General features: G+C 50.8%; 6 protein-coding genes. All 6 read left to right on the forward strand.

Annotated elements, in window-relative coordinates:
• Positions 1-1506 (forward strand): RAP domain-containing protein (locus tag J7438_RS16255; RefSeq protein ID WP_209277380.1); only part of this gene is annotated, 1506 nt, incomplete at its 5' end.
• A gap of 105 nt (positions 1507-1611) precedes the next feature.
• Complete coding sequence (locus J7438_RS16260) at positions 1612-3459, forward strand: RAP domain-containing protein (protein ID WP_209277381.1); 1848 nt, start codon at positions 1612-1614, stop codon at positions 3457-3459.
• A 59-nt stretch (positions 3460-3518) separates the two neighbouring features.
• Positions 3519-6893 carry a DUF1601 domain-containing protein gene (locus J7438_RS16265; RefSeq protein ID WP_209277382.1) on the forward strand — a complete coding sequence of 1125 codons (3375 nt, stop codon included), beginning with the start codon at positions 3519-3521 and terminating at the stop codon, positions 6891-6893.
• A gap of 105 nt (positions 6894-6998) precedes the next feature.
• Positions 6999-10163: an RAP domain-containing protein gene (locus tag J7438_RS16270; RefSeq protein WP_209277383.1), complete on the forward strand. Its 3165-nt coding sequence runs from the start codon at positions 6999-7001 to the stop codon at positions 10161-10163.
• Positions 10164-10222: 59 nt separating this feature from the next.
• A complete protein-coding gene (locus J7438_RS16275) occupies positions 10223-13615 on the forward strand; it encodes an RAP domain-containing protein (RefSeq protein ID WP_209277384.1) in 3393 nt (1130 codons plus the stop codon).
• A 105-nt stretch (positions 13616-13720) separates the two neighbouring features.
• Positions 13721-16963, forward strand: coding sequence for an RAP domain-containing protein (locus tag J7438_RS16280; RefSeq protein WP_209277385.1), 3243 nt, complete (start codon positions 13721-13723; stop codon positions 16961-16963).
• The last annotated feature ends 94 nt before the right edge of the window (positions 16964-17057 follow it).

Consider the following 17057-nt stretch of genomic DNA (forward strand, 5'->3'; position numbering starts at 1 on the left):
AAAAAGGCTGTAGCCGCGCTGTTGCCCCACGTTAACGCACAGAAAGCTAACTTTAAACCACAGGAAATCGGCAACCTGCTGTGGGCCATGGCGAAATTGGTGGACAACGGTCAGGAGCGGACACCAGAGCTCAACGAGGCCGTGGCTGAGCTGCTGCCCTACGTAAACACACAGAAGTACCAATTTATTCCTCAGCATATCGCCAACCTGCTGTGGGCCATGACGAAATTGGTGGACAACGGTCAGGAGCGGACACCAGAACTCAAAGAGACCGTAGCTGCGCTGTTGCCCCGCGTGAACGCACAGAAAGAGCAGTTTAATGCCCAGGGCATCACCAACCTCCTATGGGCCATGGCGAAACTGGTGGACACCGGGCAGGAGCAGACAACAGAGTTCAAGGAGGCCGTGACTGCGCTGTTGCCTCGCGTGAACGCACAGAAAGACCAATTTATTCCTAAGCATATCGCCAACCTGCTGTGGGCCATCACGAAACTGGTGGACAACGGGCAGGAGCGGACACCAGATCTCAACGAGGCCGTGGCCGCACTGTTGCCCCACGTGAATTCACAGAAAGACCAATTTAATCCTCAGAATATCGCCAACCTGCTGTGGGCCATGGCGAAACTGGTAGATAACGGGCAGGAGCGAACACCAGGTCTCAACGAGACCGTGGCCGTGCTGTTGCCCCACGTGAACGCACAGAAAGCTAACTTTAACCCACAGGAAATCGCCAACCTGCTGTGGGCCATGGCGAAACTGGGTGAACTCGCTGAGCTGAATGTGGTTACCTCTACATTCGAATCTCTTGTCTACCGAATCAGAGAAAGCCCTCAGCTCTCTAAGCAAGATATATCGATGTCTCTCTGGGGCGTAATGGTATGCTGTGCCAGGTTGTCTATGGTCTCCAATGCCAATAAAAATAACGTGCTTGAAAAGCACATGGATGACCTGTTTACTCGCCTGGAAAATACATGCCCGGACAATGAAAAGGATCAACACATCATTGCCATGGCCGCCAGTTGGCTTGGCAGACCATGTCTGATCGTCCCCCATTACCAGACAACCATTTCAAAACCTCAATCCGACTTCCGCGATCAACTCCAATCATGCATACCCTCTTTGAAGATTGAAGAAGAAAAGAGTATGAACTCATTACCTCCGGTTGACCTGCTTCTGCCAGATCACAACATAGTGATTGAAGTTCAGGGCCCCTCTCATTACGTGGGTGGTGATTTCAACACCAGGAATGGTTCGACTCTGCTTAAAATCGCACTGTTGCAAAAAGCAGGATTTGAGGTGATTGAAATCCCGGCTAACCAGCTTTTGAGCAACGATTTAATGAAACCCTATATTGATCAAATAAAGATCAGAATAGGCATCCCGCCACAGGGTCATGACTCTGTATCACTTAAAAGAAGGTGGACAGGTGCTGCATGGGTTACTGGTGAAGAACATTTCGCAGAGCAAACCAACCCGGCAAAGAGGAAGAAAACAAACAGTCAGTAATCGCCTTCCTCCCACCATGACTCAAGTAAACTTTTCCGCAAAATGAACTTCTGAGCAGAACAGCAGTCTGCTTTTTATATTTTCATGAATTAATGAAATATAATTATGGATAGAAGTTCTGCCGGTATCAGTGGTCAATACGCAAGATCAGATAATGATTATAACCGACCAGGTGGCCATGCTACTTCTTCCAGGCGTGGTCGATACAGACATAGCACGGTCAGGCAGTGGGATGATACCCCACGCACAAACCCGGGGCGTAATAAATTTTACCGTTCTGCTGACACACGCCATTCTCAACATCTACAGCGCCGTTCAGTAAACCCTGCTCAAGATTTTAACGCGCTCATCAAACCAGAAATAATGGATGATCTGGTGCGTAAATCGGACCGTTTCGGTCATCGCTATGATGGGAGAAATCACGGCCTGTATGCCAATTCAATTAAACAATACACATCCGCTGCGAAAAGACCGTTAAATCGAGCGGAACAAAGCCAGCTGATAGGTCTGCTGGAAAATTTTACCATAACACGGCGTTGGGACTGGCGAAGCCTGACGACAACACTCCATTCATTGACTTCAGCAGGTGTTTTTACCCTTCATAAACCCATGGATGAGCGTGTTCAGCTCACTCAAGCTGCCTTATTATCGACGCTACTGGATGCAATAATATTCAAGTGCAACCAAAAACCTGAAGCCAGTGATATTAGTGCTCAGGGTATCGCTAACCAGCTGTGGGCCATGGCGAAACTGGTGGACAACGGGCAGGAGCAGACACCAGGGCTCAAAGAGTCCGTGGCCACCCTATTGCCCCGTATAAAGGCACAGAAAGCGAACTTTACACCACAGGAAAACGTCAACTTGCTGTGGGCCATGGCGAAACTGTTGGACAACGGGCACGAGCAGACACCAGAATTCAAAGAGGCCATGGCCGCGCTGTTGCCTTGCGTCAACGCTCAGAAAGGCCAATTTAATGCCCAGGGTATCCCCAACCTGCTGTGGGCCATGGCGAAACTGGTGGACAACGGGCAGGAGCCAACACCAGGGCTCAACGAGGCTGTGGTCGCGCTGTTGCCCCTCGTGAACGCACAGAAAGACCAATTTAATGCCCAGGGTATTGCCAACCTGCTGTGGGCCACGGCCAAACTGGGTGAACTCGTTGAACTGAACGTGGCTACCTCTACGTTCGAATCGCTTGTCTATCGAATGCGTAAGAACCTTCAGTTTTCTCAGGAAGAGATATCGATGTCTCTCTGGGGAGTCATGGTATGCTGTGCCAGGTTGGCTCTAGACTCCAATGCCAATAAAAATAACGTGCTTGAAAAGCATATGGATGACCTGTTGACTCGCCTGGAAAATACCTCGCCAGATAATAAAGAGGATCGATCCATCATGATCATGGCCGCAAGTTGGCTTGGCAGAACGTGTCCGGTCGTCCGCCATTACCACAAAGCCATTTCAAAAACCCAGGCCGACTTCCGCTATCAACTCCAATCATGCATTCCATCTTTGCGGATTGAAGAAGAAAAGAGCCTGAACTCATTACCTCCGGTTGACCTGCTTCTGCCAGATCACAACATGGTGATTGAAGTTCAGGGACCGTCTCATTACGTGGGTGGTGATTTCAACACCAGGAATGGTTCGACTTTGCTGAAAATCGCACTGTTGCAAAAAGCAGGATTTGAGGTCATTGAAATCCCGGCTAATCAGCTTTTGAACAACGATTTAATGAAACCCTATATTGATCAAATAAAGACCAGGATAGGCATCCCCCCACAGGAGCATGGCTCTGTATCATTTAATAGAGGGTGGGCAGATGCTGCATACGTGACTGGTGAAGAACATTTAGAAGAACAAACCAATCCAGCAAAAAAGAAGAAGAGAAGAAGAAAAAGAACAGCCAGTAATCGCCTTCCCCCCTTCATGACTCAAGTAAACTTTGCCGCACAATGAACTTCTGGGCAGAACAGCAGTCTGCATTTTATATTTTCATGAATTAATGAAATATAATTATGGATAAAAATTCTGCTGGTATCAGTGGTCAATACACAAGATCAAAAAACAGTTGCAACCAACCGAATGGCCATACCCCTTCTTCAGGGCGTGGGCGATACAGACATGCCACAGTCAGACAATGGGAAACCCTTCCCCGCACTGCACCGGGTCGCAATGAATTTTATCAGTCTTCTGGCACACGCTCTTATCAACATCTACAGTGCCGTTCAGTAAACTCTGCTCAAGATTTTAATGCCCTCATCAAACAGGAAATAATGGATGATCTGGTGAGTAAATCGAATCGTTTCGGTCATCGCTATGATGGGAGAAATCACGGGCACTATGCCAGTTCAATTAAAAAATACACGTTAGCTGTTCAAAGACCGTTAAATCGAACAGAACAAAGCCAGCTGATGCATTTGCTGCAAAATTTCACAGCAACCCGGAGCTGGAATTGGCGAAGCCTGACGACAACATTTCATTCATTTACTTCAGCGGGTGTTTTTACCCTTCATAAACCCATGGATGGGCATGTTAAGCTCACTCAAGCTGCCTTATTGTCAACGCTACTTGATGCAATAATATTTAACTGCAACCAAAAACCTGAAGCCAGGGATATTGATGCCCCGGGAATCGCCAACCTGCTGTGGGCCATGGCGAAACTGGTGGACAACGGGCCGGAGCGGATACCAGAGTTCAAAGAGGCCGTGGCCGTGTTGTTGCCCCATGTGAACGCACAGAAAAAACAATTTATTCCTCAGGGAATCGCCAACCTGCTATGGGCCATGGCAAAACTGGTGGACAACGGACAGGAGCGGACACCAGGGCTCAACGAGGCCGTGGCCGCCTTGTTGCCCCAGGTGATCGCTCAGAAAGCTGACTTTACACCACAAGAAATCGCCAACCTGCTATGGGCCATGGCAAAACTGGTAGACAACGGGCAGGAGCGGACACCAGGGCTCAACGAGGCCGTGGCCGCCTTGTTGCCCCAAGTGATCGCTCAGAAAACTAACTTTACACAACAGGGTATCACCAACCTCCTATGGGCCATGGCAAAACTGGTGGACAACGGGCAGGAACGGACGCCAGAGCTCAACGAGGCCGTTGCCTCGCTGTTGCACCACGTGAACACACAGAAAGACCAATTTATTCCTCAGCATATCGCCAACCTGCTGTGGGCCATGGCGAAACTGGTGGATAACGGGCAGGAGCAGACGCCAGAACTCAACGAGGCTGTGGTTGCGCTGTTGCCCTGGGTGAACGCACAGAAAGCGCACTTTAAACCACAGGAAATGACCAACCTGCTGTGGGCCATGGCGAAACTGGTGGATAACGGGCAGGAGCGGATACCAGAGCTCAACGAGGCCGTGGCCGTGTTGTTGCCCCATGTGAACGCACAGAAAGAACAATTTATTCCTCAGGGAATCGCCAACCTGCTGTGGGCCATGGCGAAACTGGTGGACAACGGGCAGGAGCGGACGCCAGAGCTCAACGAGGCCGTTGCCTCGCTGTTGCACCACGTGAACACACAGAAAGACCAATTTATTCCTCAGCATATCGCCAACCTGCTGTGGGCCATGGCGAAACTGGTGAACAACGGGCAGGAGTGGACACCAGAGTTCAACAAGGCCGTGGCCGTGCTGTTGCCCCACGTGAACGCACAGAAAGCTAACTTTAAACCTCAGGAAATCGCCAACCTGCTGTGGGCCATGGCGAAACTGGTGGACAACGGGCAGGAGCCGACACCAGAGCTCAAAAGGGCCTTGGCCGCGCTGTTGCCCCACGTGAACGCACAGAAAGACCAATTTATTCCTCAGCATATCGCCAACCTGCTATGGACCATGGCGAAACTGGTGGAAAATACGCAGCAGCAGACACCAGGGCTCAACGAAGCAGTGGCCGCCCTGCTGCCTCTCGTGAACGCGCAGAAAGACCAATTTATTCCTCAGCATATCGCCAACCTGCTGTGGGCCATGGCGAAACTGGTGGACAACGGGCAGGAGCAGACACCAGGGCTCAAAATGGCCGTGGCCGTGCTGTTGCCCCTCGTGAGCGCACAGAAAGACCAATTTAAGGCCCAGGGCATCGCCAACCTGCTGTGGGCCCTGGCAAAACTGGTGGACAACGGGCAGGCACAGACACCAGAACTCAAAGAGACCGTGGCCGCGCTGTTGCCCCACGTGAACGCACAGAAAGCTCACTTTAAACCACAGGGTATCGCTAACCTGCTGTGGGCCATGGCGAAACTGGTGGACAGCGGGCAGAAGCAGACACCAGAACTCAAAGAGGCCGTGGCCGCGCTGTTGCCCCACGTGAACGCACAGAAAGACCAATTTTTTCCTCAGCAAACTGCCAACCTGCTGTGGGCCATGGCGAAACTGGTGGACAAAGGGCTGGAGAAAACACCAGAGCTCAACGAGGCCGTGGCTGCCCTGTTGCCCCACGTAAATGCACAGAAAGAACAATTTATTCCCCAGCATATCACCAACCTGCTGTGGGCCATGGCAAAACTTGTGGGCAACGGGTACGAACAGACACCAGTGTTCAACGAAGCGGTGGCTGCGCTGTTGACCTGCGTGAGCGGACAGAAAGACCAATTTAATGCCCAGGGTATTGCCAACCTGCTGTGGGCCACGGCCAAACTGGGTGAACTCATTGAGCTGAACCTGGCTACCTCTACGTTCGAATCGCTTGTCTATCGAATCAGTGAGAAGCTTCAGTTTTCTCAGGAAGAGATATCGATGTCTCTCTGGGGAGTCATGGTATGCTGTGCCAGGTTGTCTCTAGACTCCAATGCCAATAAAAATAACGTGCTTGAAAAACACATGGACGACCTGTTTACCCGTCTGGAAAATACATTCCTGCACAATGAAGAGGATCAACGCACCATTGTCCTGGCCGCAAGTTGGCTTGGCAGAGCGTGTCCAGTCGTCCCCCATTACCAGACAACCATTTCAAATACCCAAGCCGACTTCCGCGATCAACTCCAATCATCTATTCCATCTTTGAAGATTGAAGAAGAAAAGAGTCTGAACTCATTACCTCCGGTTGACCTGCTGCTGACAGATCACAACATGGTTCTTGAAGTTCAGGGACCGGGTCATTACGTAGGTGGTGATTTCAAAACCAGGAATGGTTCGACTCTGCTGAAAATTGCACTGTTGCAAAAAGCAGGATTTGAGGTCATTGAAATTCCGGTTAACAGGCTCTTGAGTCAGGATTTAATGAAACCATACATTGATCAAATAAAGACCAGAATAGGCATTCCGCCACAGGAGCATGGCTCTGTATCACTTAAAAGAGGTTGGGCAGGTGCTGCATACGTGACTGCCGAAGAACATTTAGAAGAAAAAACCAACCCGGCAAAGAGGAAGAAAACAAGCAGCCATTAATCGCCTTCTTCCCATCATGACTCAAGTAAACTTTTCCGCACAATGAACTTCTGAACTGAACAGCAGTCTGCTTTTTATATTTTCATGAATTAATGAAATATAATTATGGACAGAAGCTCTGCCGGTATCAGTGGTCAATACGCAAGATCCGATAATGATTATAACCGACCAGGTGGCCATGCTACTTCTTCAAGGCGTGGACGATACAGACATGCCACGGTCAGGCAGTGGGATAATACCCCACGCACAAACCCGGGGCGTAATAAATTTTACCGTTCTTCTGACGCACGCCCTTCTCAACATCTACAGCGCCGTTCAGTAAACCCTGCTCAAGATTTTAGCGCGCTCATCAAACCAGAAATAATGGATGATCTGGTGCGTAAATCGAACCGTTTCGGTCATCGCTATGATGGGAGAAATCACGGCCTGTATGCCAATTCAATTAAACAATACACATCCGCTGCGAAAAGACCGTTAAATCGAGCAGAACAAAGCCAGCTGATGCGTTTGCTGCAAAATTTCGCAGCAACACGGAGCTGGAATTGGCGAAGCCTGACGACAACACTTCACTCATTGACTTCAGCGGGCGTTTTTACCCTTCATAAACCCATGGATGAGCAAGTTAAACTTACTCAGACTACCTTATTGTCAACACTTCTTGATGCAATAATATTCAAGTGCAACCAAAAACCTCCAGCCAGGGATATTGATGCTCAGGGTGTCGCCAACCTGTTGTGGGCCATGGCGAAACTGTTGGACAATGGGCAGGAGCGTACACCAGAGCTCAAAGAAGCCGTGGCCGTGTTGTTGCCCCATGTGAACGCACAGGAAAAACAATTTATTCCTCAGGGAATCGCCAACCTGCTGTGGGCCATGGCCAAACTGGTGGACATCGGGCAGGAGCGGACGCCAGAGTTCAAGGAGGCCGTGGCTTCGCTGTTGCCCCATGTGAACGCACAGAAAGACCAATTCAATACCCAGAGTATTGCCAACCTGCTGTGGGCCATCGCGAAACTGTCGGACAACGGCCAGAAGTGGGTACCGGAGTTCAATGAGGCCGTAGCCGTGCTGCTGCACCACGTGAACGTACAAAAAGCAAACTTTAAACCACTGGGTATCGCCAACCTGCTGTGGGCCATAGCGAAACTGGTCGACAACCGCCAGGAGTGGACACCAGGGCTCAACGAGGCCGTGGCCGCCCTGTTGCCCCACGTAAACGCACAGAAAGACCAATTTATTCCTCAGGGTATCGCTAACCTGCTGTGGGCCCTGGCGAAACTGGTGGACAACGGGCAGGAGCAGACAACAGAACTCAAAGAGGCTGTGTCTGCGCTGTTGACACACGTAAACAAACAAAAAGCTTGCTCTAAACCACAGGAAATCGCCAGCCTGATATGGGCCATGGCGAAACTGGTGGACAACGGGCTGGAGCCGACACCAGAGCTCAACGAGGCCGTGGCCGTGCTGTTGCCCCAGGTGAACGCACAGAAAGATCAGTTTATTCCTCAGCATATCGCCAATCTGCTGTGGGCCATGGCGAAACTGGTGGACAACGGGCAGGAGCCGACACCAGAGCTCAACGAGGCCATGACCGTGCTGTTGCCCCAAGTGAACGCAAAGAAAGACCAGTTTATTCCTCAGCATATCGCCAATCTGCTGTGGGCCATGGCGAAACTGGTGGACAACGGGCAGGAGAAGACACCAGAGCTCAACGAGGCCGTGGCCGCGCTGTTGCCCCTCGTGAACGCACGGAAAGACCAATTTATTCCTCAGCACATCGCCAACCTGCTGTGGGCCATGGCGAAACTGGTGGACAACGGGCAGGAGCAGACACCAGAAATCAACAAGGCCGTGGACGCGCTGTTGCCCCAAGTAAATGCACATAAAGACCAATTTATTCCTCAGCACATCGCCAACCTGCTGTGGGCCCTGGCGAAACTGGTGGACAACGGGCAGGAAAAGATACCAGCGCTCAATGAGGCGTTGGCCGCCCTGTTGCCCCGCGTGAATGCCCGGAAAAACCAATTTATTCCTCAGCATATCGCCAACCTGCTGTGGGCCATGGCAAAACTGGTGGACAACGGGGAGTTGACACCAGAGTTCAAAGAAGCCGTCGCCGCGTTGTTGCCCCGGGTGAACGCACAGAAAGACCAATTTATTCCTCAGCATATCGCCAACCTGCTGTGGGCCATGACGAAACTGATGGACAACGGGCATGAACGGACACCAGCGCTCAACGACGCTGTGGCGGCGTTGTTGCCCTGCGTGAACGCACAGAAAGACCAGTTTAGCCCTCAGAATATCGCCAACCTGCTGTGGACCATGGCAAAACTGCTGGACAACGGGCAAGAGCAGATACCTGGTCTCAACGAGGCCGTGGCCCCGTTGTTGCCCCGGGTGAACGCACAAAAAGCTAACTTTACACCACAGGAAATCGCCAACATGCTGTGGGCCACTGCGAAACTGGGTGAGCTCGTTGAGCTGGACGTGCTTACCTCTATGTTCGAATCGCTTGTCTACCTGATCAGTGAAAACCCTCAGATCTGTCAGCAAGAGCTATCAATGTCTCTCTGGGGCCTAATGACATGCGGTGCCAGGTTGTCTCTGGTCCCCAATGCTAATAAAAATAACGTGCTTGAAAAGCACATGAAGGACCTGTTTACTGGCCTGGAAAATCTCCCCCCGGACAATGAAAAGGATCAACGCGTCATTGCCATGGCCGCCAGTTGGCTTGGCAGACCGTTTCCGTTCGTCCCCCATTACCAGGCGACCATTTCAGAACCTCAAACTTTCTTCCGCGATCAACTCCAATCATGCATTCCCTCTTTGAAGATTGAAGAAGAAAAGAGTTTGAACTTATTACCTCCGGTTGACCTGTTTCTGCCAGATCACAACATTGCGATTGAAATTCAGGGACCATTTCATTACGTGAATGGTGATTTCAAAACCAGGAATGGTTCGACTCTGCTGAAAATCGCACTGCTGAAAAAATCAGGATTTGAGGTCATTGAAATCCCGGTCAACATGCTTTGGAATCAGGACTTAATGAAACCCTATATTGATCAAATAAAGACCAGGATAGGCATCCCCCCACAGGAGCATGGCTCTGTATCATTTAATAGAGGGTGGGCAGATGCTGCATGCGTGGCTGGTGAAGAACATTTAGAAGAGCAAACCAGTCCAGCAAAAAAGAAGAAGAGAAGAAGAAAACAAGCAGCCAGTAATCGCCTACCTCCCATCATGACTCAAGTAAACTTTTTTGCAAAATGAACTTCTGAGCAGAACAGCGGTCTGCTTTTTATATTTTCATGAATTAATGAAATATAATTATGGATAGAAGTTCTGCTGGTATCAGTGATCAATACACAAGACAAGATAACGGTTACAACCAACCGATTGGCCACGCCCCTTCTTCAGGGCGTGGGCGGTATAGGCATGCCACAGTCAGACAGTGGGATAGTCACCCCCGCTCTACCCCGGGATGTAATGAATTTCACCATTCTTCTGGCACACGCCCTTCTCAATATTTAATTCACCGTTCAGTCAACTCTGCTCAAGATTTTAATGCCCTCATCAAACAGGAAATAATGGATGATCTGGTGAGTAAATCGGAACGTTTCGGTCATCGCTATGATGGGAGAGATCACGGCCTATATGCCAGTTCAGTTAAAAAATACACGTTAGCGGCTAAAAGACCGTTAAATCGAGGGGAACAAAGCCAGCTGATGGGTTTGCTGCAAAATTTCACAGCAACCCGGAGCTGGAATTGGCGAAGCCTGACGACAACAATGCACTCATTGACTTCAGCGGGTGTTTTTACCCCTCATCAACCCATGGATGAGCGTGTTAAGAGTACTCAAGCTGCCTTATTGTCAACGCTACTGGATGTAATAAGATTCAAGTGCAACCAAAAACCTCCAGCCTGGGATATTGATGCCCTGGGAATCACCAACCTGCTGTGGGCCATGGCAAAACTACTGGACAACGGGCTGGGGCTTACTCCAGAGTTCAAAGAGGCCGTGGTTGCGCTGTTGCCCCACGTGAACGCACAGAAAGCTCACTTTCAACCACAGGACGTCACCAACCTGGTGTGGGCCATGGCAAAACTGCTGGACAACGGCCAGAAGCATACAGCAGAGTTCGAAGAGGCTGTGGCCGCTCTGTTGCACCTCGTCAACGCACAGAAAGACCAATTTAATGCCCAGGCCATCGCCAACCTGCTATGGGCCATGGCGAAACTGGTGGACAACGGCCAGGAGCAGACACCAGATCTCAAAAAGGCCGTGGCCGCGCTGTTGCCCAGCGTGAACGCACGGAAAGACCAATTTATTCCTCAGGCTATCGCCAACCTGCTATGGGCCACGGCCAAACTGGTGGACAACGGCCAGGAGCAGACATCAGATCTCAAAGAGGCCGTGGCCGCGCTATTGCCCAGCGTGAACGCACAGAAAGACCAATTTATTCCTCAGGCTATCGCCAACCTGCTGTGGGCCATGGCAAAACTGGTGGACAACGGGCAGGAGCAGACACCAGAGTTCAACGAGGCCGTGGCCGCGCTGCTGGCCAATGTGAAAACCAAAGCCGAATCAAAAGAAGAGAAAGGCCACTTTATTCCTCAGCACATCACCAACCTGCTGTGGGCCATGGCGAAAATGGTGGACAACGGGCAGGTGCACACACCAGAGCTTAAAGAGGCCGTGGCCGCGCTGTTGCCCCACGTGAACGCACAGAAAGACCGATTTAATGCCCAGGCCATCGTTAACCTGCTATGGGCCATGGCGAAACTGGTGGACATCGGGCAGGAGCATACACCAGAGCTCAAAGTGGCCGTGGCCGCGCTGTTGCCCCACGTGAACGAACAAAAAGACCCATTTAATCACCAGGGTATCGCCAACCTGCTCTGGGCCATGGCGAAACTGGTGGACAACGGGTACAAACAGACACCAGAGCTCAAAAAGGCTGTGGCCGCGCTGTTGCACTGCGTGAACGAACAGAAAGACCCATTTAATCACCAGGGTATCGCCAACCTGCTCTGGGCCATGGCGAAACTGGTGGACAACGGGTACAAACAGACACCAGAGTTCAACGAAACGGTGATTGCGCTGTTGCCCCACGTGAACGTACAAGAAGCTAACTTTAAACCACAGGAAATCGCCAACCTGCTGTGGGCCTTGGCGAAACTGGTGGACAACGGGCAGAAACGGACGCCAAAGATCGAAGCGACCGTGGCCGCATTGTTGCCCCTCGTGAACAAACAGAAAGCTAACTTTAAACCACAGGAAATCGCCAACCTGCTGTGGGCCATGGCAAAACTGGGGGACAACGGGTACGGACAGACACCAAAGTTCAACGAAACAGTGGCTACGCTGTTGCCCCATGTGAACAAACAAAAAGCTGACTTTAAACCACAGGAAATCGCCAACCTGCTGTGGGCCATGACAAAACTGGTTAACAGCGGGCTGAAGCGAACACCGGAGTTCAAAGATGCTGTGCCCGCGTTGTTGCCCCAGGTGAAAGCACAAAAAGACCAATTTATTCCCCAGCATATCACCAGCCTGCTGTGGGTTGTGGCAAAACTGGTGGACAACAAGCAGGATTGGACACCAGGTCTCAAAGAGACCGTGACCGTACTGTTGCCCCTCGTGAACACACAGAAAAAACAATTTAATACCCAGGGTATCGCCAACCTGCTGTGGGCCATGGCGAAACTGGCGGACAACGTGCAGGATAAGATACCGGGGCTCATGGAGGCCGTTACCGTGCTGTTGCCCCACGTGAACGCAAAGAAAGCTGACTTTACACCCCAGGCAATCAGCAACCTTCTGTGGGCTATGGCGAAACTGGTGGACAAAGCACAGGAGCACACACCAAAGCTCAACGAGGCTGTGGTCGCGCTGTTGCCTTTCGTGATCGAACAAAAAGCTGACTTTAAATCACAGGAAATCGCTAACCTGCTGTGGGCCATGGCAAAACTGGGTGAACTCGTTAAGCTGAACGAGGCTACCTCTGTGTTCGAATCGCTCGTCGGTCGAATCAGTAAGAACCTTCAGTTTTCTCCGGAAGGGATATCGATGTCTCTCTGGGGCGTAACGGTATGCTGTGCCAGGTTGTCTCTGGTCTCCAATGCCAATAAAAATAACGTGCTTGAAAAGAAAATGGGTGACCTGTTGACTCGCCTGGAAAATACATCACCGGATAATGAAAAGGATCAAACCACCATTGCCATGGCCGCCAGTTGGCTTGGCAAAGCGTGTCCGGTCGTCCTCCACTACCAGACAGACACTTCAAAAACCCAGGCCGACTTCCGCGATCAACTCCAATCATGTATCCCCTCTTTGAAGATTGAAGAAGAAAAGAGTCTGAACTCATTACCTCCGGTTGACCTGCTACTGCCAGATCACAACATAGTGATTGAAGTCCAGGGCCCCTCTCATTACGTGGGTGGTGATTTCAACACCAGGAATGGTTCGACTCTGCTGAAAATCGCACTGCTGCAAAAAGCAGGATTTGAGGTCATTGAAATCCCGACTAACCAGCTTTTGAACAACGATTTAATGAAACCATACATTGATCAAATAAAGACCAGGACAGGCATCCCGCCACAGGGTCATGACTCTGTATCACTTAAAAGAGGTTGGACAGATGCTGCATACGTGACTGGTGAAGAACATTTAGCAGAGCAAACCAACCCGGCAAAGAGGAAGAAAACAGGCAGCCAGTAATCGCCTTCCTCCCATCATGACTCAAGTAAACTTTTCTGCAAAATGAACTTCCGGGCAGAACAGCAGTCTGCTTTTTATATTTTCATTAATTAATGAAATATAATTATGGATAGAAGTTCTGCTGGTATCAGTGGTCAATACGCAAGATCAGGTAACGGTTACAACCAACCGAATGGCCATGCCCCTTCTTCAGGGCGTGGGCAATATAGACATGCCACAGTCAGACAATGGGATAGCCACCCCCGCTCTACCCTGGAATGTAATGAATTTCACCATTCTTCCGGCACACGCCCTTCTCAATATTTAATTCACCGTTCAGTCAACTCTGCTCAAGATTTTAATGTCCTCATCAAACCAGTAATAATGGATGATCTGGTGAGTAAATCGCATCGTTTTGGTCATCGCTATGATGGGAGAGATCACGGCCTATATGCCAGTTCAGTTAAAAAATACACGTTAGCGGCTAAAAGACCGTTAAATCGAGGGGAACAAAGCCAGCTGATGGGTTTGCTGCAAAATTTCACAGCAACCCGGAGCTGGAATTGGCGAAGCCTGACGACAACAATGCACTCATTGACTTCAGCGGGTGTGTTTACCCTTCATAAACCCATGGATGCGCGAGTTAAGCGTACTCAAGCGGCCTTATTGTCAACGTTACTTGATGCAATAATATTTAACTGCAACCAAAAACATCCAGCCAAGGATATTGCCCCCCAGGCTGTCGCCAATCTTCTGTGGGCCATGGCAAAACTGGTGAACAACGGGCAGGAACGAACACCAGAGTTCAACGAGGCCGTGGCCGCCTTGTTGCCCCACGTGAACGCACAAAAAGCTCACTTTAAACCACAGGAAATCGCCAACCTGCTGTGGGCCATGGCGAAACTGGTGGACAACAAGCAGGAGCAAACACCAGAGTTCAACGAGGCCGTGGCTGCGCTGTTGCCCCACGTGAACGCACAGAAAGACCAATTTATTCCTCAGCATATCGCCAACCTGCTGTGGGCCATGGCGAAACTGGTGGACAACAAGCAGGAACAGACACCAGAGTTCAATGAGGCCGTGGCTGCGCTGTTGCCCCACGTGAACGCACAGAAAGACCAATTTATTCCTCAGCATATCGCCAACCTGCTGTGGGCCATGGCGAAACTGGTGGACAACGGTCAGGAGCGGACACCAGAACTTAAAGAGACCGTAGCCGCGCTGTTACCCCGCGTGAACGCACAGAAAGCCCAGTTTAAAGTCCAGGGTATCGCCAACCTACTGTGGGCCATGGCGAAACTGGTGGACAATGGGCAGAAGCAGACACCTGAGCTCAACGAGACAGTAGCCGCGCTGTTGCCCCACGTGAACGCACAGAATGACCAGTTTAGTCCTCAGCATATCGCCAACCTGCTGTGGGCTATGGCGAAACTGGTGGACAACGGGCAGGAGCGGACACCAGAGCTCAACGAGGCCGTGGCCGCGCTGCTGCCCTACGTGAACGCACAGAAAGACCAATTTACTGCCCAGGGGATCACCAACCTGCTTTGGGCCATAGCGAAACTGGTGGACAACGGGCAGGAGCAAACACCAGTACTCAAAGAGACTGTGGCCGCGCTGTTGCCCCAGGTAAACGCACAGAAAGCTCACTTTAAACCACAGGCTATCACCAACCTGCTGTGGGCCATGGCGAAACTGGTGGACGACGGGCAGTTGCAAACAACAGAGTTCCAAGAGCCCGTGGTCGTGCTGTTACCCTACGTGAACGCACAGAAAGCCAATTTTAACCCACAGGAAATCGCCAACCTGCTGTGGGCCATGGCGAAACTGGTGGACAACGGGCAGGACAGGAAACCAGAACTCAAAGAGGCTCTGGTCGCGCTGTTGCCCCACGTGATTGCACAGAAAGACCAATTTAATGCCCAGGAAATCGCCAACCTGCTGTGGGCCATGGCGAAACTGGTGGATAACGGGCTGGAGCGGACACCAGGGCTCAAAAAGAACGTGGCCGCGCTGTTGCCCCAAGTGAACGCACAGAAAGCTCACCTTAAACCACAGGAAATCGCCAACCTGCTGTGGGCCATGGCGAAACTGGTGGACAACGGGCAGGACAGGAAACCAGAACTCAAAGAGGCTCTGGTCGCGCTGTTGCCCCACGTGATTGCACAGAAAGCTAACTTTAAACCACAGGAAATCGCTAACCTGCTGTGGGCCATGGCGAAACTGGTGGACAGCAGGCAGGAGTGGTCACCAGCGTTCAAAGGGGCTGTGGCCACACTGTTGCCCCACATGTACGCACAAAAAGCTCACTTTAAGCCACAGGAAATCGCTAACCTGCTGTGGGCCATGGCGAAACTGGTGGACAGCAGGCAGGAGTGGTCACCAGCGCTCAAAGAGGCTGTGGCCGCACTGTTGCCCCACGTGTACGCACAAAAAGCTCACTTTAAGCCACAGGAAATCGCCAACCTGCTGTGGGCCATGGCGAAACTGGTGGACAACGGGCAGGTGCAGACGCCAGAGTTCAACGAGGCCGTGGCTGCGCTGTTGCCCCACGTGAACGCACAGAAAGCTAATTTTAAACCACAGGAAATTGCCAACCTGCTGTGGGCCACTGCGAAACTGGGTGAGCTCGTTGAGCTGAACATGGTTACATCCACATTTGAATCGCTTGTCTACCTAATCAGTGAAAACCCTCAGCTCTCTCAGCAAGATATATTGATGTCTCTCTGGGGAGTCATGGTATGGTGCGCCAGGTTGTCTCTGGTTCCCAATGCCAATAAAAATAACGTGCTTGAAAAGCACATGGATGACCTGTTTACTCGCCTGGAAAATACATCCCCAGAAAATGCAGAGGTTCAATCCATCATTGCCATGGCCGCAAGTTGGCTTGGGAGAGCGTGTCCGGTGGTCCCCCATTACCAGACCACCATTTCAAAAACCCAAGCCGACTTCCGTGATCAACTCCAATCATCTATTCCATCTTTGAAGATTGAAGAAGAAAAGAGTCTGAACTCATTACCTCCGGTTGACCTGCTACTGCCAGATCACAACATGGTGATTGAAGTTCAGGGCCCCTATCATTACGTAGGTGGTGATTTCAACACCAGGAATAGTTCGACTCTGCTGAAAATCGCACTGCTTCAAAAAGCAGGATTTGAGGTCATTGAAATCCCGGCTAACCAGCTTTTGAGCAACGATTTAATGAAACCCTATATTGATCAAATAAAGACCAGGACAGGCATCCCGCCACAGGGTCATGGCTCTGTACCACTTAAAAGAAGGCGGGCAGGTGCTGCATACGTGACTGGCGAAGAACATTTAGTAGAGCAAAGCAACCTGGCAAAGAGGAAGAAAACAAGTAGCCAGTAATCGCCTTCCTCCCATCATGACTCAAGAAAACTTTGCCGCAAAATGAACTTCTGAGCAGAACAGCAGTCTGCTTTTTATATTTTCATGAATTAAT

Origin of the sequence: Thalassotalea sp. G20_0 (assembly GCF_017744175.1) — a bacterium.
In the GTDB taxonomy this organism is placed as follows: Bacteria; Pseudomonadota; Gammaproteobacteria; order Pseudomonadales; family Endozoicomonadaceae; genus Endozoicomonas.

Bases quoted from the DNA above. Each gene is read 5' to 3' on its own strand.
- J7438_RS16260 (WP_209277381.1), top strand. From the start codon at position 1,612: ATGGATAGAAGTTCTGCCGGTATCAGTGGTCAATACGCAAGATCAGAT.
- J7438_RS16265 (WP_209277382.1), top strand. From the start codon at position 3,519: ATGGATAAAAATTCTGCTGGTATCAGTGGTCAATACACAAGATCAAAA.
- J7438_RS16270 (WP_209277383.1), top strand. From the start codon at position 6,999: ATGGACAGAAGCTCTGCCGGTATCAGTGGTCAATACGCAAGATCCGAT.
- J7438_RS16275 (WP_209277384.1), top strand. From the start codon at position 10,223: ATGGATAGAAGTTCTGCTGGTATCAGTGATCAATACACAAGACAAGAT.
- J7438_RS16280 (WP_209277385.1), top strand. From the start codon at position 13,721: ATGGATAGAAGTTCTGCTGGTATCAGTGGTCAATACGCAAGATCAGGT.